The sequence below is a fragment of the Calothrix sp. NIES-2100 genome (assembly GCF_963875285.1).
Classification (GTDB): Bacteria; Cyanobacteriota; Cyanobacteriia; order Cyanobacteriales; family Nostocaceae; genus Aulosira.
Genome location: NZ_CAWNLA010000001.1, coordinates 2,339,734 through 2,362,162, shown reverse-complemented (window position 1 = coordinate 2,362,162; position 22,429 = coordinate 2,339,734). Strand labels below are relative to the sequence as shown.

Here is a 22,429-nt window from a genome sequence, read left to right as displayed (position 1 = left end):
CTTAATAAATTTGTAGTGGGAGCATCTTGCTCCCTAATGTCAAGCCAGCGCCCACGGAAGCATCACTACAAAAAAATAAATTGACACATTTGGGATACTCTCCATGCTCTTAACTCTACAACCAATTTCCTATTAATATAAAAGGCGACCAATAAGCAGGGTGAGTATATTCTAGCTCTTCTAATTTTTGATTTTCGATCAATTCTTTTTGAGCAAATTGCAAAGCTTCAGCTTTACTGATATTCGGGTCGCTTACCAATTTATTGTAGAAACTAATGGCAATTTTTGCTGTAGATTTATCTTGAATTGCCCACAGGGATGCTAAGGCACTTTTTGCTCCCGCTTGGACTGCAACCCCGGCTAATCCTAGTGCAGCACGTTCATCTCCTACTGCGGTTTCGCAAGCAGTTAAGGTTAATAGTTCTAATAGCTGATTATTGCGGGTAACTTTGCGAATTTGCTTTTCTAATTTCTGAAATGAGAGTTTCTCGTTTTTACCTGTGACAATAAATGTATCTTCTGGAGTTGTACCAAATTCGCCATGTGTGGCAATGTGGATAATTGGGTAGGCTTGTTTATCGAGTTCTTGATTTAGGCGATCGCTGGTAAAATCATCATTAAGTAGTTTCTTTCCGTGAATCTTCTGCAACACTTCATTTATTTCTCTCAAAACACCAGCATTTGCTGGATATTTCTGATCGTCAATAGTAGCATTGGCAGTTAAACCCAATGCAAGTACCCGCAATTTTTGCCGTTCTAAAGGTTTAAGATCAGTCAGGTTTAAAGTGGGAATTGTGGCGATCGCATACTTTTGAACTAAATATTTCTCGCCATCATACAGTGCAGCCATCGGTACACTTCTTAATATGCCATCTTGCACAAATACTAATGTTTTAATATTAAACTGTTGAAGTTCTTTAGTAAAAGGCTCAATTAACCAATTATAGATTTGTTTTGCTATTTTATTGTCATACCCAAGAGGAGCATCACGAAAGGCTTCTAAACTTATGCGAAATGTATTTATATTGTCGATAAAATCTTGACGTTTAATAGAAATCGAATGCAAATAATTTTGACCTTTTGGCAAGGTTAAAACTACCGCAGTCTTATCTTCCAAGATAATAGTGTTTAAAAATGCAGTTGTCTGATTACCAATTTCTGTAATATTTTTTTGCCCAGATGAAACCAGAGCGCAATCGTTACCAAAATAGTTTTGTAATTCCGCTAATCTCAGTGAGTCCATCGTCGTGATAATCGAACCTAAATTATTCGTGCTATCTGGAGATACTAACGATTTATTTGCAGTTTGTTGTGATTCTTCCAGACTCAATCTTAAAGCGATTAATTCGCGGTAAATTGGCTCAATTGTCTCTCTAAAATCAAATTGGATATCTCGATTTGCCGTTAAAATATCACGACGAATAGTGTCTAGGGTATTAGTTGCTAGTTCATAAGCGGAAATTGCTGCATCCGGTTTTCCTAATGCTTGTAAAATGCGTCCTGTTTGCCACTCCCACAAATATAAACTATCTTGTGCTTTTAAGCCTTGTTCGGCTGCTAATCTGGCTTGATTAGTAATTTCCAGAGATTTTGCATATTCTTGACGACATTCATATATATGTCCTAATTCTCCCAAAGCAAAGGATTCAGCCCGAAAATCCTCGATTTTATGGGCTACTGTCACTGCTTGATTGAGTAAATCTGTTGCTTTGGCTGATGTGTCAGGTTTGAGACAACTAACTCTAAAAGATTTTGCGTCACTGGTAATAGGTTCTAATAAATGCACCAAGTCGATAGTTGCATACACACGCCTGCGATTCTCAGGTAAACGTTCTAGCAGGTTAATTGCTTGTTGTAGGCTGGTTGCTGCTTCGGTGGCGGCATGTTTGCGGTAATATATGGGGATGATTTGTAAGTGTGATCGCATTTCACCTGCAACATCATGATCGCTACTGGCTAACTCTAAACTTTGCCGCAGGTAATTCAAAGCCTTTTCATCTTCTTGTTGAGCTTCATCTAGGAATTTTTTCTCATCATCATCACCCGTTTGTTTTGCTGAATCTGCTTGTCGATGGTTCACTAAAGCTTGGCTAATATGCGCATTACCCAAACTATTGAGAACTGAAACGCGCAAAGCAGATATATTAAATTTATTAACAATATCTAGACTTTTTTCGAGATTTCTGATTGCTGAATCATACTTTCCTATTAGTCGGTTAGCATCACCCAAACTTCCCAAAGCAGCAGCTTCACCAAGAGAATCTTTGTAAGTCTGAGCAAACTGTAAAGCGCTGTCACGGCTGCAATCATTGTTGTGATCAGGATTGCATAAAAGAGCGATCGCTGTTGTGGGTTGTCCTAAACTACTATACACCTGAGCCAGTTCAGTGAGCGATCGCCCCACTTGCTGCCAATTTCCTACTTGGCGATAGTAGGCGATAACTTGGTTCCACTGGATAATTGCTTGTTCACTTTGTCCAATTTCTGGATACACCCGCGCCAAGTTTTCGCGAGCGATCGCTTCTGCTGGCGCATCGTGATTTTGTTGGTAAATATTTACAGCTTTCTCCCAGATAGTAATAGCTGCTTTCACATCAGAAGCTTGGTAAAGTTCTAGCCCTTGCTGTACCAGTTGATTTGCATCAGGAGATTGGGCGCTGACTACTCCTGTAAATTCCCGTGGCGTGATTGTTATTGGTACATTACCCAGCCACAAACAAAACGTCAAACTACACAGGAATAAAGATAGTAGCCAACCACGCATGAAAAAAATTTTACTGATATGCTGAAATTTTAGCACAGTATATTTACGGCAAAGATTTTATCAATTTAGTTTTGTATTTTAGCTATAATCAAGTATATTTACTGTTAACAATCAATAAAATAAGAAAAATACCTGACTTCTTAGAGGATGCATCTAGCGAATGATGGGCTTGATCCATCAATAGTGATATATACGGTTCTCTCGCTTACCCGAAATAACGCCCGCAGGCTGGAAGCCTGGGGCTAACACTACAAAGCCCACCTCCGTGGGCTAATGAATTCAGCCCACGGAGGTGGGCTTTGTTAAATTAGCCGCACCCGGAGGTGACGGCGGTGTGTTGGGTACGCGAGGAGTCTTACCCCTAAATCGCTAGCTATATTCTCTAAAAAGTCGGGTATCTGGCAATTTAGCGCAATTATAAATCGTGCAAAAAATTATAAAAATTCTGACACAACTAAGTGTAATAAGTGGGCTGGTTTGGATTGTAGCTGGAAAATCAGCCTTAGCTCAAAGTAGCAATATTGTCCCTGATGACACGCTCAAATCCGAAAGTTCTTTAGTAGAACAAAACTTTCTTGGGTTGCCGATAGAATTAATTCAAGGAGGAGCAATTAGAGGTGTTAATTTATTCCACAGCTTTCGGGAATTTAATGTCAGTGAAGGACGCAGTGCTTATTTTCGTACACCTAACGCTGATATTCAAAATATTGTGGCACGGGTGACAGGAAAAAACCCTTCTCTTATTTTTGGTGCTTTGGGTACTCTTGACGAAAGTAATTATTTTTTTTCCAAGGCCAATTTATTTTTAATCAATCCCAATGGCATTATTTTCGGAAGAAATGCTATCCTTAATACTGCTGGTTCATTCGTTGCTACCACTGCGGATGCAGTAAAGTTTAATAACCAAGGATTATATAGCGCTTCTACTCCCGAAGTTCCGCAACTTTTGACGATTAACCCTTCGGCTTTTTTCTTTAATCAAATACAACCTGCGTCAATTATTAATCAATCAAGAGGAGCAAATCTTTATCCAAATACAAACTCAGGAATTACTTCTGCTTATGGTAAAAGTATTTTACTCTTAGGCGGTAATGTCATTTTGGATGATGGCATAATCATAGCTTCTGGTGGAAAAGTTGAATTAGGAGGATTGGCTCAAAAGGGTAGTGTTGGATTAAATATAGATGGTGATAATTTTGATTTAATATTCCCCACAAATGTTGCTCAAGCAGATATTTCCTTAACTAAGCAAGCACTCATCAATACTTATGGTTATGGTACTGGGGAAATTCAGTTGGTAGGTAATAATATCAAAATCGCTGGACAATCTAACCTTTTTTCAGCCAACATTAGTAATGTAAATGGTAAAGATATAAAAATTCAAGCATCACAGTTAGAACTCTCTGATGAAGCTCATATTGCTACATTGAAATATGCTACTGGGACAGGCGGAAATATTATCATTGATACTCAAAATCTCAAGATGTCCGGTGTTTCTAGCATTGGTACAGATACAGAAATTGCTGGAAAAGGTGGAGATATTACCATTAATACCCAAAATCTTAATATGTCTGGTGTTAATGGACTTACTTTCATTGGTACAAGTACATCTGGTACAGGAAATAGCGGAGATATTTTAATTAATACAGAAAACTTAAACATGAATTTGGCTGGTATTGGTACTGCAACCTATGGCGGACAAGGTAATGCAGGTAATTTATCAATACAAGCTACTAATTCTGTAAACTTGAATAATAGTACATTATCTAGTTCCTCTGTTGGATTAGGTAACTCAACTATTCAAGGTGCTGGAGGAAATATTCTGATTTCTGCTAAAATATTAAATCTAGAAAATGTATCGTCTATTGGAACTATTAGCTTTTTGGGACAAGGAAACCCTGGTGATATAACACTCAAAACTTCCGATTCTATCAACTTGTCAAATAGCGGCATATTTGCTAATTCTTTTAGTGCGGCATCTGGTGGTAATATTAATATCGAAACCGAAAATTTAAATATACGCGATGGCGGTCAATTAACTAATAGTAGCTTTGACCCCACCAGTAATAATATTTTAGATATTTTAGCAAAAACCAATAATTCTTTAGATCCAGTAATTCAGCAGAACATACTTACTGCAATATCACAGATAAATAATGATATTAATTTGCAAAATACAAATAATCTCGGTCAGTCCAACTCTGGAAATATTAATATTCGGGCGACTAATTCATTAGTAATGACTGGTATATCACCCACTGACAAAAACCGTCATAACGTAATATCAACTGAAACTTTAGGTGCAGGAAAAGCCGGAACTCTCTCCATTGAAACAGGAGAATTCATTGCTAGCGATGGTTCAGTACTCTCAACTCAAACTACAAGTTCAGGGGATGGAGGTAATTTAATCATCAAAGCTGACGCAGTTGAATTAACTAATAATGCGCAAATTGTTGCAGCGAGTGAAGGCACAGGAAAAGCAGGTAATATTAATTTGACTACTGCAAGAAACTTGAATGCAAATAATAGTCAAATATTGACATCCTCCTTACAATCTTCTGGAGGAAATATCAATCTTACTGCTGAAAATATCCGCCTTTTTGGTAATAGTGACATTCGCACCAATGTTTTTAGTGGTGCTGGCGGAGGCGGTAATATTACCCTCACCGCTAACTCAATTATTGCCCTGAATGACAGCGATATTCTCTCATTTGCCCGTGATGGCAAAGGCGGCGATATTACATTTTACACCCGCATATTCTTCAGTTCTCCCATATATCGCCCTACTTCCTTCACCACTGATGCTGCAAGTATCAACACACTTGATGGAAATAAACGAGTCGATGTCAATGCTAGCGGTGCAGTTTCTGGAAGCATTACAGGTGTACCCGACATCAGTTTTCTGGAAAACAGTTTAACAGAACTGCCTGAAAATGTGATTGATACTAACGCAATACTGGCTAATACTTGCATTGCCAGACGCAACAATCAACAAGGCGGGACTTTCTTTGTTACAGGTTCAGGTGGCTTACCGGAACGTCCTGGTGATGCACCGCTTTCACCGTATCCTACTGGCACTTTGCAGTCTGTTCCTAGTAATGTTACCCCTCGCAAATGGAAAATTGGCGATCGCATTGTCGAACCGCAAGGGATGTATCGATTACCAAATGGAGAAGTGATTTTGAGTCGGGAATGTTCTTAATTCATGGCGCATCCCTCCATCCCAGGTGGTAGAAATAGGTGAAAATTGAAAGAAACGCGATCGCATCTCATAGACAATGGAAATTACCAACAGTCTGCATACCGCCATTCTCGTTACTGACCTGGAACGCTCTGAACAATTTTATGGCACAGTATTAGGACTAGCGAAAATAGATCGCTCCCTCAAATACCCTGGAGCATGGTATCAAGTTGGTAACTATCAAATTCACTTGATAGTCGCCCCATCTTCTCCCACAGACAACCAAAACGAAAAATGGGGACGCAACCCCCATGTTGCTTTCTCTGTTGTTGACTTAGATATCGCCAAACAAGAGTTACTCAATCACAATTATCCTATCCAAGCCAGCGCCTCAGGTCGTCCGGCTGTGTTCACTAAAGACCCGGATGGGAATATTATCGAATTGAGTCAGCAGTGAGGGGACTGTTGACTGTTGACTGTTGACCAATGACCAATGACCAATGACCAATGCTAAATGAAAATCATTGCCTATAGTTACACCGATCCTTTATTAGAAAACCCTCCTGATGCTGATGATTGGGGATGGGAAGTGGATCGGGTGTATCATGATTTGGGAGGGCGAGAGTCCTTCGGACACGCTGCGCGATCGCAATTACAGCAATTATTCACTGACTGCAAACTTGAGCCGGCAAATTATCTGTTAATCCGGCGCTTGGAAGAGTTGGGTGATACTGTTGGGGAGGTAGGCGATCGCCTGAATGAATTGGAAGCAATGGGTATAGTAGTAATTGCTACTGAACAACCTTACACTTCCGAAAAGGGCAGCCTCCGGGCACAGTTGCTGAAATTGTTACAAGAAATTCAACGTCAACAACGTAGTCGGCGTATCCGCCAAGGACACGCCCGTAGTCGTTTGGCAACTGCACCGCCACCAGGTAAGCCTCCCTATGGCTACCGCCGCAGTAAGGATAAATACATTGTAGACCGCAGTACTTCCCCGGTAGTTAAAGATTTTTTTGAACAATTTATACTCTATGGTTCCTTGCGGGGTGCTGTTCGTTATTTAGCCAAAAAATACGGTAAAAAAATCTCTGTTACTACAGGAAGACGCTGGCTAACTAATCCAGTATATCGGGGCAATACCGCTTACCAAGATGGCGAAATTATTTCTCATACCCACGTTGCGATAATTTCTCCAGAAGAAGCCGCCCAAGTTGACAGGCTTTTGCGCCGTAACAGTCGTTTACCATCTCGCACAGCTAGCGCACCCCGTTCTTTAGCAGGCTTGGTTGTTTGTCGGGAATGTCAATCCCACATGACTGTTACCCGCGTCACCCAACATCGTCAAAACAAAGAGTATCTTTATTTACGTCCGATTAGCTGTCCCCAACGTCCCAAATGTCGCGCTATTGCTTATGAGAAAATTTTGCACAAGATAATTACCAAAGTTTGCGAAGAATTACCCCTAGCAGTGGCGGGAATGAATTTTCCTCAATTAGATGCAATGAAGAATAGTTTAGTCGATGCGATCGCTCGTCAGCAAGAAATACTGACTCAGTTACCTGCTTTAATAGAAACTGGAGTTTTAGATACCCAAACAGCAAACTTAAGAGCATACAAACTCCGCACAGAAATTTCTGCACTCCAAGCTAAGTTAGCTACTCTTCCACCAGTTAATTTACGTTCCGTTGCTGTTGCTGTTTCCATTCCCCAATTTTGGTTAGATTTATCAGAATCCGAGCGCAGATTTTATTTTCGAGAATTTATTCGTCAAATTGAGATTGTTCGTCAAGATACAGATTGGACTTTAGAGATTATTTTCATTTTTTAATAGTAACTAAGCTGTTCCACATTTAATACGGTTCGGTTAAGGGGGAAAGGGAAAAGGGAAAAGGGCCCATTCAAACCTTTCCCCCTTACCCCTTAACCTTTTACCAAATCAAAAGGGAGATGAAAATTGCTTATCCAAACCGTATTGGTTCCACATTTAATTTGCACATTAACTCAATTAGACTGTTGACCGTTGACCGTTCACAGTCAACCGTTATCAGTCAACTTTTCCCCACGAGTATTTATTCACGGTGTTTGTCTGGATGACGCGGTTTCTATTTATTTATCATGGGTTGAATTTCCACTTTGTAATTAAATTAGCTAATTATTAGTTTTTCAAATTACAAGTCAGAGGAATTTAATTGATGAGCTTACGTGTATAGTTCACCTGAGAAACACTGTAACTAGAAATTCTGCAAATCAGGCAGCGGAGAAACTTAGTAATTAAATAAATAGACAGCAAACACCATGAGAGTTTTCACATAAAATTTAGATTAATCAACAAAAGATACTCAGGGAAACCAAGGCTTATAAATCTGTATGATTTATATCTTTCTTTAAAAAATATTCTTGATAATAAGAACCGGAAAAAAAACTTAGGCAATTTTCTCCAGAAAAAATTTTCCGAATAGGAAAAAATGAGTTAATTTGGAATCTAGCAATTGCTAAACACACAGGTTATTACTGGGTGGCAACATGAGAGATTCGCTCTGATCTCTATGTAATCAAACCAGCAAGCAAAATGATTATCATAGAATATGCAAGAAGGAAGCTTTATTTGGGGTCATCTAGGAAAACAACATCGCACAGTTGATAAATTGATTGATGGCGTATGGCTAATTGTCCTGCTATTGGCAGCAGTGTTACTGTTTAGCGTCAATCTGGGAGGAGTACCGCTGCGCGATGGGGATGAAGGGATTGTGGCACAGGTCGCCCGGGAAATTTTGCGTTCCCCAGCAGATTCTCTGGGTTGGCTTTACCCAACAATCGGCGGTGAACCTTATCCATACAAGCCGCCTTTAATGCATTTGCTAGTTGCTTTGGCTTACCACCTCAAAGGCGTTAATGAATGGGCTACGCGCATACCTGGAGCAATTTTAACAGCTTGTTCAGTACCATTACTGTATTGCATTGGGCGAGAAATATTTCGCCAACGATGGGCGGCTATTTATAGCGCTTTGATTTACCTGACAATGCTACCTGTAGTGCGTCATGGGCGATTGGCGATGTTAGATGGCGCGGTGGTAAGTTTTTTGATGGTGATGATGTTGTGTGTATTGCGATCGCGCCGAGATTTGCGTTACTGTCTGGGTATTGGTATCGGCTTGGGCTTAATTTGCCTGACGCAAGGGATATTCGGCATATTGCTAGGTGTGATCGCCATTGTATTTTTGTTGTGGGATACACCACGACTGCTGAGTAGTTACTATCTGTGGATAGCGATCGCCATCGGTATTTTACCAGCACTTGGTTGGTATGGTGCGCAGCTACTGCACTACGGTCACACTTTCCTTCAGATGGCTTTTATCAATCCAGCCATCAACCGATTTGGCATCGGTTCACAAGATAGTTTTCAAGTCTCGTGGTACCATTTCAAAGAAATTGCCATGTATGCATGGCCTTGGCTACTGTTTCTACCGCAAAGCTTACGCTTAACTTGGGAAAATCGCAATCTTAGCTGGGCAAAACTCGTACTGGTATGGAGTGGTGTTTACCTGCTGATCGTTTCTTGTATGGGTACGAAACTTCTCTGGTACTTATTCCCAATTTATCCCGGCCTAGCTTTAGCCTTGGGTGCGCAAATCGCAGAAACAGAAAATTTACCTCTACTCACATCCTATCCCCGGTCTTGGATCGCTGGGTTGGCGATGATGGCTTTAGCAGCTTCTGCGGGAAGTATTTTTTTTAGTTCCGGTGCAGTACCGAAAACAGACTTACAGGTAATTTGTGCAGCAGTTGCCTTAACTATGACTTTAGCAGCGATTTACGCCGAACGAGGCGATGGGCAATTCCTGAAGATTCTGTTTTGGGGAAGTTATATTTCACTGCTGTTGTTGATGAAAACCAACTACTGGGTTTGGGAATTATGGGATGCTTACCCAGTCAAACCAGTCGCCAGCATGATCGCACAAGCTAATCCCACCGTCAAGAAGATTTACACATCCTTTGCCTACAGTCGTCCATCCTTGGATTTTTATAGCGATCGCACAATTATTCCCGCTTCTTTAGGTGAACTGCAATACTATTGGCACTACAACGGACAACCCTATTTTCTCGTGAATGCATCTGCTGAGAATAGTCTTTACCTAGACTCCGTGAAGGTAATCGGCGAAGCTGAAGGTTGGAAACTGATTACCAAAGAGATCAATCGTTTGTAAATTCAGTCAACAGTCAACAGTCAATTGACACAATAAGCGATCGTCAACCAAAATCGTTAAAATATTAAGTAAGGTAAAGAGATTTATGAAAAAGCAATGGCAATATTTGGATTTGGTAAGAAAGCAGTAATGCCCACCCCTGAACAAGCCTTACCAGGAAGAACAGAAAAAATGCGCGTACCTGCGACTCACTATGTCAACGGTAATCCGCTAAAAGCACCTTTTCCTGACGGATTAGAAATAGCTTTATTTGGTTTAGGTTGTTTTTGGGGTGCAGAGCGCAAATTTTGGCAAGTTAAAGGTGTTTATACTACCGCAGTTGGTTATGCTGCTGGATTCACACCAAACCCCACCTATCAAGAGGTATGTAGCGGATTAACTGGTCATAATGAGGTGGTATTGGTGGTATTTGATCCAACAGTGGTGAGTTATTCCCAATTGTTGAAAGTTTTTTGGGAAAGCCATAACCCCACCCAAGGGATGCGTCAAGGTAATGATACGGGAACGCAGTACCGTTCCGGAATTTACGTATATTCGGAAAACCAGCGTCAGCAAGCAGAAGCCTCACGGGAAGCTTATCAGCAAGCCCTCAAAGATGCAGGCTATGGAAAAATTACCACAGAAATATTGCCTGCACCTGAGTTTTACTACGCTGAAGATTACCATCAACAGTACCTTGCCAAAAACCCTGGTGGGTATTGTGGTTTAGGCGGAACAAATGTTTCTTGTCCAGTAGGAATTGCTGAATCACAACTGAGTGGTTAAGCAATGATTGCGTGTTCAGGATTGTCGTCAAGGTTGGGTTGCAATACTACTCGGTTAAACGTTTTGAAATAAAAATTGGTTTTGGGTAAAAGGTGAAAGGGTAAGGGTTAAAGGTTTTTTCTTTCCCTTTTCCCATTCCCCTTTTTCCCCCTAACCGAAAAGTATTGGGTTGGGTTGAACGTAGTGAAACCCAACATCTACAAGGTTTTGAGAGATATATTCTTGGTCACTAAACAGTTTGCCAATTAAGTCCTTAGTCCTATCTGGGACTGGTTTTCGGTCATCAACATTGGCGGGAGTTAGCGAAAATGCGCGATCGCCTTTTTGGATGCTCAGTTGTGCAAATTCATACATAACAAGCTTTTTGGGCTTTCCTATTCGTCAAACTCACGTTGTTTTATTAACACTCCCACTTGCTAGTATCTTCCCATCTTCACTCAAAGAAACGAGCGATATTGCCTTCATGTAAGTCCCGAATTGAGGTGGCAGCAATTTTCAAAGCTAGTGGATTACCACGGTAACACTCAACTAGATGGCGGGTTTCGTCTTCAGTGCCTGATAAACCCTTGAGTGTCAAAATTGTTTGTCCGGCGGCGACTTCTAATCCTGATAAAGCAAGGGTACGAACTGGCAAACAATCACCTTCTAAGGCAGCAATTTCAGCAGGTTTTTCTCGGCTGGTAATCAGGACACAGCTTTGATGTTGTGTTTCTCCCAATCGCCACAAGAGTTCGCCATAGGATTCGTAGCCCTCACGGTAACAGCCTGCCTGGTTACCTTGCTGCAATAATGTGTCGAAATTATCCAGAATCAGCAAGCATCGAGATTTGCGGAGGTACTCGATTAAACAGGTAATTTGCTCATGAGGGTCAGCGGGCAATGTGGTAACTTGCTGATGAGAAAGGATTTTGATGCAATCCGTCAATTTGTCACCGAAAACAGGTGCGTGCCGTAGCGATCGCCAAATGACGTACTCGAATTCGACCTGTAGCTGTTCTGCTAACTTCACCGAAAGTGCGGTTTTACCCATGCCACCCATACCTAGCAGTGTCACCACACGAGCGCGATCGCGCACAATCCATTGGCTCAGGGTTTCTAATTCAGTAGTACGTCCATAGAATTGAGAAACGTCGATTGCTTCCCCCAAATTTATGATGGGTTGTTGTGGCGGTCGGGTTCGCTTCAGTACTCCGTGCAGGTTATTTTTGGTAACTTTTTCTCCTAAAGCTTGCGAGAGCGATCGCCACAGTTCAGATCCTACATCTTTAATATGACCTGGATCGTAAGTGAGTTCTTTGGCCATTTCTAGGTAGGTTTTCCCTTCCCAGGTGTGGCGAAATACAAGCTCTTACGCTCTTGTTAAGCGTCCTCGTTTCAATAATTGCTCAACTAGTGCGATCGCTTCTTCAATCGTCATTTAATCATGTAGAACTAAATTAACTATGATATTCGCACCATAAGCTTTATTTAGCCAAAAAGTTTACGTAAATCTACTAAAAAGATCCGACTTTTTCCGACCTTTTCCAACTGTCAAACTTTATACCATGCAGTAGAATATTCGGATAGTAGGTTTCAGCCAAAGAATCTGCGTCAACTCTCGTCTGATCTATAAAACCTGGCCAAAATATGAACAATGCACGCATCGCCGGAAAAAATTTAATTGTCAAGTCTTCTTTAATCCTTGATCCAACACAGTTAACCCACGTAGAACAAGCTCTGTTTTTAGCACAAGACTACTTACAGAATTTTGCCAGTGAGCAAGATTTTGGTCAAAAGATGGCGATCGCTTTTGGGGAGGGGGTTAATGTTGATTCTTTGGCGACGGCTTGGATAACCGGAGATTTTAGTGATTTTCCTGAGATAGAGGTTCGCCATGCAGCAGATATAAATGGAGCGAATGGAGCTTTTGCAGCAGCGACGAATAGGATTTATCTATCACAGGAATTTATCACAAATCATCAGGGAGATGTAGGAGCGATCGCTCGTGTATTACTAGAAGAATTTGGTCATTGGGTTGATACCCAAATTAATACTGCTGATGCACCTGGTGATGAAGGGGCGATTTTCGCGGCTTTTGTACGTGGAGATATGCTAAATGAAAGTCAGTTACAGAAGCTAGAAACTGAAGATGATACAGGAATCATTAATATAGATGGGATTAGTCTTAAGGCAGAGTTTTCATACCCTGATTTAGATTCAGGTGGTAATAATACAAGTACAGCTTATGATTTAGGTACTTTAGGAAGTGCAAAGAAAACTACTGAAATTAATGATTATCTAGGTTCTGACTTTGTTGATTATAGAGATGAAGCTGATTTCTTTAAATTTACTCTTGATACAGCTAGTAAAGTTAATATTGTATTTGTATCAGGAAGTTTTGTTGATGGACCCCCCGAATATATTCCTACTGCTTCTGTAAGCTCCTTAGGTACGAGTGATCTTAAGTTTGAGTATACCGGAGGTGGTGGTACAGGGTTTAGTAATGAAACAATTGATTTTTTTGGGGTAATGGAACCTGGTACTTACTATTTCTGGATTGGTTTACCGCACCCCGTATACAGTTTATATAATTACAATGCAAAATTACAAGTAGATCCTATTACCAATCTAGATCTTTCAATCTCTAGCGATCAAGGTGTAATTGGTATAAGTCCAGAACTCACTTATACAGTTAATCTCACTAATAATAGTAGTCAGAGTGCCACAGATGCGACGACTGAGATTATTCTGCCCAAAGGAATGGAGTTTGTAAAGGCTGATCTCCAACCCACTAGCAATATTACCGATGAAATTACTGGAGAAACCAAGCTTAATTTTACTATTCCTAATAGTATCGCCCCTGGGAAAACTTTTACTAACCGAATTACAACTACAGTTACAGGATTTAGTCAGCCATTAGATAAAGTGTTAGATTTCCGATGGAATCTTGATGTTAAAGGTAGTGCTACCGCAAATATTTTGGATTCTGGAAATAGCGTGGCTCGTAATACTTCTTTTACATCAAATCAAGTTGATAGCAGGCTAAGTTTAGCTACAGCCAATATTTCGGGAACTAACGTTGAAAGCGATACTGCTTCTATATCAACTCAAGTTAATAGCAGTCTTGGTTTAGCTGCTGATTCAGCAAGAAGATTTTCATTAACCAGTAAGCAAAATATTGAAAACTTAGCACAAAATGTTCAAAAAGCAGCTTTTCAAAATTATGTTGAGACACCTCTGAAAACATGGCAGGAAAATTTAAGACAGCGAACTGAAGATTTGTTTGGTTTCGGTGTTAACAAAGTATTCTCTGCTATTCAATCTGATACTAACAAGATAGTATATTTTCTCAATCAAAGTCCACCACAGGTTCGACAAAAAGTTGTGGATGAAGGCCTTGCAATTGGAAAAGAGAAAATTAGAAGTTTAGGAGAGGCTGCTGTCAAAGCTTACCTTCCTGGAGCTTATCAGGCTTTTAAGTCTTATGGATTATCCGTTGATAATGATTTCTTAAAATATCAACAACCAATTGCCAATGGAAGTATCAGTTTAGATGTTTATCTAGGCAAGTTGGAAGATATTACCATTTCTGGGCTTCAGAGTGTGTTAAAACACAACCCTGCCCCTGCTCAATCACGGATTGAGTCAACTATTAATAACTTTACAGCCAAAGCTTCATATTCTAAAGCTTTGCCTGGTTATCAGGTTAATGTTGGTATTGACTATACAAATACTACTCAAACTCTATCCTATGATCTTGGAGGATCATTCTCATTAGGTAAGGGTTTCCAGTTAGGCGGCAGTGTTAAAGGTCAAATCGGAGTTGGACAATCACTTCCTTCAGGTTGGCTAAACCTCACCTGGGATGGTCAGCAGCGACAAAATAATAGTCCTCAGAATCAGCGTAACTTAAGCCCACTAGGATTTACTGAGGAGCCTAGCGATAATTTACAACTTCTTTCAACTTTGGAGGCTTTCGCTTTAACAGATTCAGCGGTGAAAGCATCTGTTAACCAGTCAGACTCTTTATTAGCAATTACACAAGGAAATGGCGATAGCACAACTCCCCTTCCAAACAGTGATGGACTTTTTCTAGCTTTTACATCTGCGGCTTATGATTTAGTTGCGGGTGATACTAACGGAGTTTCAGATGTCTTCATCCGTAATTCACAAACCAATACACTGGAGAGAATTAGCCTTAGTGATGATGAAACTCAAGCCAACGGCAAGAGTGAGGTTTTTGCCATTAGTGATGATGGTCGTTATGTTGTCTTCGCTTCCGATGCATCTAATTTAGTAGACAACGATACAAATGACGTTCGAGACATCTTCATTCGCGACACACAAACAGCTTCAACCAGAAGAATTAGTATCGCCAATGATGGAAATCAAGCCGATGGGGTTAGCAATCTAGCTGCGATTAGCGGTGATGGGCGCTATGTAGTGTTCTCCTCTATTGCTTCCAACTTGGTACAAGGAGACACCAATGGCGCAGTTGACGTTTTCTTACGCGATCTCCAAGCTGAAACAACCGAGTTGATCAGTGTTGCTAATGAGGGCATCCAAAGCAATAGTGATAGCTTGAGTCCAGATGCGGCAATTAGTGCAGATGGACGCTATGTAGTATTTTATTCCTACGCTTCTAATCTAGTTGCTAATGATACCAATGAGGTTGGAGATATTTTCTTGCGCGATCGCCAAACAGGCACTACCAAACGCATCAGTATTGGTATCAATGGAACTGAGGCAAATGAAATTAGTTTATCACCTTCAATAAGTGCCGATGGTCACTATGTCGTCTTCTCTTCCCTCGCCTCCAATCTGGTTTCAGGAGATACTAATGAGACGGGTGACATCTTCGTTTATGATTTGCAAGCCGAAACTCTTGAGCGAGTCAGCCTTACCAGTGATGAAACAGAATTAGACAGTAATAGTAGCCGACCTTCTATAAGTGCGAATGGGCGTTATGTCGTCTTCCAATCCCTTGCTTCCTATCTTGGAGTAGACAACCCTGATTCCTACAACAATATTTATTTGCGCGATCGCCTCACTGGTGAGACAAAACTAGTCAGCCCATCACTTAATAGTGAAACACGTGCAGACAGTATCAATCCCTCCATCAGCGGGGATGGAAGCTACATTGGTTTTCAATCTACCGCAAATAATCTAGTTGCTGGAGCCACCAACGCTTCTTCAAATATTTATGTCTATAAACCAGTTATTTCAGAAAATAGTGAGCCAGTCACGGAAGCGAATAAGACACTCACAGTCTTAGAAGATGCTGCACCGATTGCTTTAGCGATCGCAATCCCAACCGATGCAGATAACGATCCCTTAACTATCACTGTCACCACCGTCCCAGAAACAACCAAAGGCGAAATTCGCTTACCTAACAATACAGTCGTCACCGCAAACACCAGCTTAACCACCGAACAACTAACCAGCTTAGTTTTTGCCCCAGTTACTAACGCCAATGGCAGTGCAGGAACTTTCAGCTATACTGTCAGCGATGGCAATGGTGGAACCGCGACTCAAACGCTCACCCTAGAAATTACTGCTGTTAACGATGCACCGACTTTAAATAGTGCGATCGCCAACCAAACAGCCACAGAAGACACAGCCTTCAGCTTGACTTTTGATGCCAATACCTTCAGCGATATTGATGCAGGTGATAGCCTTACTTACTCAGCAACTTTAAAAGATGGCAGTAATTTACCTAGTTGGTTGAAATTTAATTCTGCTACTCGCACCTTTAGCGGTACACCAACTAACGCCGATATCAATATTATTGATATTAAAGTGGCGGCAACCGATACTTCGGGCGCAACAGTCAGTGATGATTTTTCTTTGTCTGTAGACAACGTTAACGACGCACCGATTTTAAATAGTGCGATCGCAGATCAATCCACCCCAACAGATACAGCCTTCAGTTTTACTTTTGATGCCAACACCTTCAGTGATATCGATGCAGGTGACAGCCTTACTTACTCAGCAACACTCAAAGATGGCAGTAATTTACCTAGTTGGCTAAAATTTAATTCTGCTACTCGCACCTTTAGCGGTACACCAACTAACGCCGATATCAGTATTATTGATATTAAAGTGGCGGCAACTGATACTTCGGGCGCAACAGTCAGCGATGATTTTTCTTTGTCTGTAGACAACGTTAACGACGCACCGATTTTAAATAGTGCGATCGCTGATGCCACAGCTACAGAATACACCACTTTCACCTTCACAATTCCTGCTAACACCTTCAGTGATGTTGATGTAGATGCAGGCGATATCCTTACCTATTCAGCAACTTTAGATAACGACAACGCTTTACCAAGTTGGCTTACCTTTGATGCAGAAACCCGCACATTTAGCGGTACTCCTGCTAATGCCGATGTCGGCACACTCAACATCAAAGTTAGCGCTATTGATAATTTTGGGGCAAGTGTCAGTGATATCTTCTCTTTGGCAGTCATTAATACTAATCATGCACCAATATTAGAGAATGCGATCGCCAACCAAACAGCCACAGAAGACACAGCCTTCAGTTTTACTTTTGATGCCAACACCTTCAGTGATATCGATGCAGGTGACAGCCTTACTTACTCAGCAACACTCAAAGATGGCAGTAATTTACCTAGTTGGCTGAAATTTAATTCTGCTACTCGCACCTTTAGCGGTACACCAACTAACGCCGATATCAGTATTATTGATATTAAAGTGGCGGCAACTGATACTTCGGGCGCAACAGTCAGCGATGATTTTTCTTTGACTGTAGACAACGTTAATGATGCACCCACCTTAGAAAATGCGATCGCAGATCAATCCACTTCAGCAGATACAGCCTTCAGCTTTACTTTTGATGCCAACACCTTCAGCGATATCGATGCAGGTGATAGTCTTACTTACTCAGCAACACTCAAAGATGGCAGTAATTTACCTAGTTGGCTGAAATTTAATCCTGCTACTCGCACCTTTAGCGGTACAGCAACTAATGCCAATGTTGGAAGTTTCACAATTGAGGTACAAGCGACAGATAATGATGGTGTAAGTGCAACTGACACATTTGTACTAGCTGTCGAACAAAGCAACAGCTCACCTACCTTGAAGCTTTCAAAAATTGCTGATGATATCTTTAACATCTTTAATAGCAGTGGCAAATCAAAACTTCAAGTTACTCTCACCGGACGAAGCTCTAATCTTGTCAATGAACTAGGAGCGTTTACCGTTGATGATGCTCAAGGTAACATCAATGGTATTGCACCAGGTGCAGCAGGTTACGCCCAAGCAGCTTTAGACCGAGCTAAAGTAATTTTCTCTGCTATTGCTAATCTCCCCAATGGCTTTAATACTAACAATCTGACACATCTGCTGGAATTTAATTCCGGTGAAAACTTGAGATTCTATTTAATAAGAAACAGCACGACTGATGCTGTACGCGCTGGAGTTACCCCACTGACAGACATACTATTTTCTGACCCCTTAAAACAAAAGATTACAGACTTGGGTTCTGATCAGTTTTCCCTCGCTTGGAAGGATAAGGATGGTAATAGCACTACTGACTTTAAGGATCTGGTGGTGAAAATTCAGTCCACCAATGATGCATTACCTCTAGGTACAAATCTGCAAGGAAAGCCACAAGGAGAAGTTATTGATTTGCGGGATGTCACAAATCAGGTAAAAGCTGATTTTGTGGTCAACAGAGAAGCAGCTTTCGATAATTTCATCGGTTTCTATCAAGTAGCTGATGAGAATGGTGGTATTGACACCAACTCAGATGGTAAAGCAGATATTTTCGCTGGACAAGCTGGTTATATTGAAGCTGCAATTCGTAACCGTGTTGCAGGTATTGACTTGACAGTTAATAACCAAGGTACTGCAACTTACACAGGAACTTTCCAACCTGGTTCCATCTTTGCACCATTTATTATTGCTAATGGTAGACCTGATGCGTTACTTGATAGCAATCCTAATAACGATCCAGCAGTTTACTTCCCCTTCTTGGGAGCTAACACTGACAAAAAGGATCACATTCGCTTGTTAGGAAATAACTCTTTTGGCTTTGAGGATTTAGCAAATGGCGGTGACAATGATTTCAACGATGCGATCGTGCGGGTTAATTTAAGTATTGCCTAAGTTCTGTTAGCGCTAAAAACCTTAACCTGCGTAGGTGGGCATTGCCCATCCAACAATTCTCTTATTGAGTAGCTAGTAGTTAGCAATTAAGTACCAACCACTAGCTTGACTACTAATGAGATACAGCTATTTTTTCATCAGCTACCTGTGTATGTTCAGCAACAATTTGGCGGAATAGTTCGCCTTCAATTGTCTCTTGGTCGGATAACAAATCTACCAGGCGTTCTAAAGCTACGCGGTTTTGTTCTAATATTGATTTTGCGGTTTGGTAGGAAGTATTGATAATTTCCCGGACTTGGGCATCAATCTTGGCAGCAATTTCTTCAGAATACTCTGATTTATTCATCCAATCCCGGCCTAAGAAGACTTCTCCACTCTGATTTTCTAAAGATAATGGGCCTAAGGTGGACATCCCAAATCGAGTGACCATTTGTCGTGCTAAATTTGTTACCTTCTGCAAGTCGTCTCCTGCACCAGTAGTGACTTCTGGCTTCCCAAAAACAACTTCCTCAGCAGCGCGACCACCTAAAATTGAGGTAATTCTCGCTTTGAGTTGGGAACGGGAAATTAACCCCTGTTCTTCGTTGGGTGTAAACCAAGTTAATCCCAGTGCTTGTCCGCGCGGAATCAGTGTGACTTTCTGCACGCGATCATGGTCTTTGAGTAAGGTTCCGACTAAGGCGTGTCCAACTTCGTGGTAAGCAATTAACCGTTTAGCCTTACTATCTACTAGGGCAGTTCTTTCCATCCCCGCCACTACCCGGTCTACAGCATCATCAATTTCTAAGATGGTAATTGCTTCTTTTCTGCGTCTGGCGGTGAGAATTGCCGCTTCGTTGAGTAAGTTAGCTAAATCTGCACCTGTAAATCCTGGTGTGCGGCGAGCGATCGCATCTAAGGATACACTAGGATCAATTTTCTTATTCCGGGCATGAACTTTCAAAATGTCCAAGCGTCCTTTGAGATCCGGTGCATCAACAATCACCTGGCGGTCAAAGCGTCCGGGTCGCAGTAACGCTGCATCAAGGACATCAGGGCGGTTTGTGGCAGCAATAATAATGATGCCTGTGTTACCTTCAAAACCATCCATCTCCGTGAGCAATTGATTTAGGGTTTGCTCTCTTTCGTCGTTACCGCCACCGATACCCGCACCCCGTTGTCTACCAACAGCGTCAATTTCATCGATAAATATCAGACAGGGAGCATTTTCTTTGGCTTTTTTGAATAAGTCGCGGACACGGGATGCACCCACACCCACAAACATTTCTACGAATTCTGAGCCGGAAATGCTAAAGAAGGGAACGCCTGCTTCCCCCGCGATCGCTTTTGCTAGTAAAGTCTTACCTGTACCCGGAGGGCCAATTAACAGCACGCCTTTGGGAATCTTTGCGCCTACAGCCGTAAATCTTTCTGGTTGTTTCAAGAATGTGACGACTTCTTGCAATTCTTCTTTTGCTTCTTCCACCCCGGCGACATCGTCAAATTTTACGCCGGTTTTCGCCTCCATTTGAAAGCGAGCTCGTGATTTGCCAAAATTCATCGCTTGGCTAGAAGCATTGGTGGAGCGTCTCAGGAACAATAGCATTAAAGCTACTAGTGGTAAAATCCACATCAGGTTAATCAATAACCCGACAGCCGCTCTACTGTTAGCCGAGGAAACTTCAGCAAAATCCACATTTTTTTCTTTGAGTTTATTAATCAACTCTGTGTTTTGCTCTAAAAGTTTCACCTGGATTGGTGTATCTTTTTGACCTACCAAATATACCTTAGCGACATTTTCGGCTTCATCCAGCTCAACTTTTGCAACTTCCCCTCTGTCTGTTTTCTTGATCAACTCCCCATAAGTTAAGGGATTGCGCTCTGCTTTTTGCGCCAAGGCTGGATTCCCAGCTACAATCCCTGGCAATAATATTAAGCTGGCTGCTAATGCACCAGCCCAAGGAACACGCTTTGCCGATGGCTGTCTGTTCAATGCTTTTTTACCTAAAACTGTCATAATAATTACCTTTCTCCTGGTGGCAAAAGCTGAGCGCTGATTTTATGCCTATTCTTCTAGCCAAAATTGAAATAACGGGAAATAAATGTTTTCTCATCTAGTTTAACTTCCAGACAAAACCATTTCCCAGTGTTTCGCCATCATGTTTTCGGAATACACTCCCTTGAATCAGGGGAATGAAAATAAAACCTGACTTTGAGCCTCCCAGATTGGTCGGTGGCTATATGCCTCATTAGACTATATACATAGTATCTATTTTGACAAAAATCTAACTAAACTGGTTTTTTACACTTTGCGTCTCTAGGGACAATGGTCAAGGTTAATGACTCTGGACTTTGGACTATTGACATTTATGGGTGGGGTAATTTCATACTTCATACTTCATACTTCAGCCTTCAGTTGACATATTTTGCAACAAAATTGCTAAAATAAACATAATCGTAATGATTCCGCTTTTTAAGAATTTGCGTAATAGTAGCTATTAGTAAATTTTGTTATTGACTTTGTAGGTGAATTTATGGTGAAAATTGTTGGTATTGGTGGTAGCTTAAGACCCAACTCCTATACCCAGATTGCTTTACAACTAGCAGCACAAAGGGTAGAAGCATTGGGTGGAGAAGTAGAAATTCTTGATTTGCGGCAGTTGCAGCTACCATTTTGTAACGGTGGTAAAGAATATCCAGATTTCCCAGACGTTCAGCGCCTGAAGGATATTGTGACTAATGCAGATGGTATAATTTTAGCCACACCTGAGTATCATGGCGGTGTTAGTGGTGTCCTGAAAAATGCACTAGATTTATTGAGCTTTGATGAATTGTCTGGTAAGGTGACTGGACTGATTAGCGTCTTGGGGGGACAGTCAAATAGTAACGCACTCAATGACCTCCGGTTAATTGTTCGTTGGGTACATGGTTGGGTAATTCCTGAACAAATTGCTATTGGACAAGCCTGGGCTGCTTTCAGTCCTGAAGGTAAACTCACAGATGAAAAACTCTCCCAACGCTTTGACGAATTTGCGCAGAGTTTAGTTGATAATACTCGCAAACTGCGAGGAGTAAGTTAAATTTTTACTCATAGTCAATAGTCAATAGTCCAGAGTCCAGAGTCCAGAGTCAATAGTCCAGAGGGATTAACCTTGATAAATGACCATTGACCATTGACCATTGACAAATGACCATTGACTATTGACTATTAACGCTAATTACCACAAAATCATCGGTAAACCAGCAATTACAGAAGCAATACCAGTCCAAATAGAAAAGCGCCCAATATCTGCTTCGTCTAATGCCATCCCCATTTGCGCGATCGCTGCTAACAATGCTGCCAACATAACGATAAACAAACTGGCATATCCCAAGTTACTCATGATTCATCCTCATCATTTCATCATATTTCTTGGTGTCAGA

11 protein-coding genes and 1 pseudogene are annotated in these 22,429 nt (G+C 41.2%); 7 read left to right on the top strand and 5 right to left on the bottom strand.

The features are described 5' to 3' along the window. Positions 1 to 115: 115 nt before the first annotated feature. Positions 116 to 2,764 carry a CHAT domain-containing protein gene (locus AACU32_RS10145; protein WP_096599447.1) on the bottom strand — a complete coding sequence of 883 codons (2,649 nt, stop codon included), beginning with the start codon at positions 2,762 to 2,764 and terminating at the stop codon, positions 116 to 118. A gap of 424 nt (positions 2,765 to 3,188) precedes the next feature. Between AACU32_RS10145 and AACU32_RS10140 the strand changes: the two genes are divergently transcribed. The 5 genes from AACU32_RS10140 (at position 3,189) to msrA (ending at position 10,918) form a co-directional block, all read left to right on the top strand. Next, complete coding sequence (locus AACU32_RS10140; RefSeq protein ID WP_339377731.1) at positions 3,189 to 5,966, top strand: two-partner secretion domain-containing protein; 2,778 nt, start codon at positions 3,189 to 3,191, stop codon at positions 5,964 to 5,966. A gap of 76 nt (positions 5,967 to 6,042) precedes the next feature. After that, a complete protein-coding gene (locus AACU32_RS10135; RefSeq protein ID WP_096599445.1) occupies positions 6,043 to 6,402 on the top strand; it encodes a VOC family protein in 360 nt (119 codons plus the stop codon). Between the two features lie 57 nt (positions 6,403 to 6,459). Beyond that, a complete protein-coding gene (locus AACU32_RS10130; protein ID WP_096599444.1) occupies positions 6,460 to 7,776 on the top strand; it encodes a recombinase family protein in 1,317 nt (438 codons plus the stop codon). Positions 7,777 to 8,533: 757 nt separating this feature from the next. Next, positions 8,534 to 10,153 (top strand): ArnT family glycosyltransferase, encoded by a 1,620-nt coding sequence (locus AACU32_RS10125; protein ID WP_096599443.1) that lies wholly within the window; start codon positions 8,534 to 8,536, stop codon positions 10,151 to 10,153. 96 nt (positions 10,154 to 10,249) lie between these two features. Beyond that, positions 10,250 to 10,918: a peptide-methionine (S)-S-oxide reductase MsrA gene (gene msrA / locus AACU32_RS10120; protein ID WP_096599442.1), complete on the top strand. Its 669-nt coding sequence runs from the start codon at positions 10,250 to 10,252 to the stop codon at positions 10,916 to 10,918. 195 nt (positions 10,919 to 11,113) lie between these two features. On the opposite strand, the pseudogene AACU32_RS40685 reads toward msrA, so the two are convergent. Together AACU32_RS40685 and AACU32_RS10110 are read right to left on the bottom strand one after the other, a co-directional pair. Continuing rightward, positions 11,114 to 11,230: pseudogene (locus AACU32_RS40685) on the bottom strand (transposase); the annotation flags it as partial. Positions 11,231 to 11,351: 121 nt separating this feature from the next. Then, positions 11,352 to 12,221 carry an NB-ARC domain-containing protein gene (locus AACU32_RS10110; protein ID WP_339377728.1) on the bottom strand — a complete coding sequence of 290 codons (870 nt, stop codon included), beginning with the start codon at positions 12,219 to 12,221 and terminating at the stop codon, positions 11,352 to 11,354. Between the two features lie 323 nt (positions 12,222 to 12,544). Here AACU32_RS10110 and AACU32_RS10105 point away from each other — a divergent pair, with 323 nt between their 5' ends. Then, entirely contained in the window at positions 12,545 to 19,027 is a 6,483-nt protein-coding gene (locus AACU32_RS10105; protein WP_339377727.1) for a putative Ig domain-containing protein, read from the top strand. A gap of 112 nt (positions 19,028 to 19,139) precedes the next feature. Here AACU32_RS10105 and ftsH read toward each other — a convergent pair whose 3' ends face one another. Beyond that, positions 19,140 to 21,023 (bottom strand): ATP-dependent zinc metalloprotease FtsH, encoded by a 1,884-nt coding sequence (gene ftsH / locus AACU32_RS10100; protein WP_096599441.1) that lies wholly within the window; start codon positions 21,021 to 21,023, stop codon positions 19,140 to 19,142. A gap of 517 nt (positions 21,024 to 21,540) precedes the next feature. On the opposite strand from ftsH, the gene AACU32_RS10095 reads away from it, so the two are divergent. Beyond that, positions 21,541 to 22,086 (top strand): NADPH-dependent FMN reductase, encoded by a 546-nt coding sequence (locus tag AACU32_RS10095; RefSeq protein ID WP_096599440.1) that lies wholly within the window; start codon positions 21,541 to 21,543, stop codon positions 22,084 to 22,086. A 138-nt stretch (positions 22,087 to 22,224) separates the two neighbouring features. Here the strand turns inward: AACU32_RS10095 and AACU32_RS10090 are convergent, their stop codons facing one another. Next, positions 22,225 to 22,389 carry a hypothetical protein gene (locus AACU32_RS10090; protein ID WP_339377725.1) on the bottom strand — a complete coding sequence of 55 codons (165 nt, stop codon included), beginning with the start codon at positions 22,387 to 22,389 and terminating at the stop codon, positions 22,225 to 22,227. Between the last annotated feature and the right edge of the window lie 40 nt (positions 22,390 to 22,429).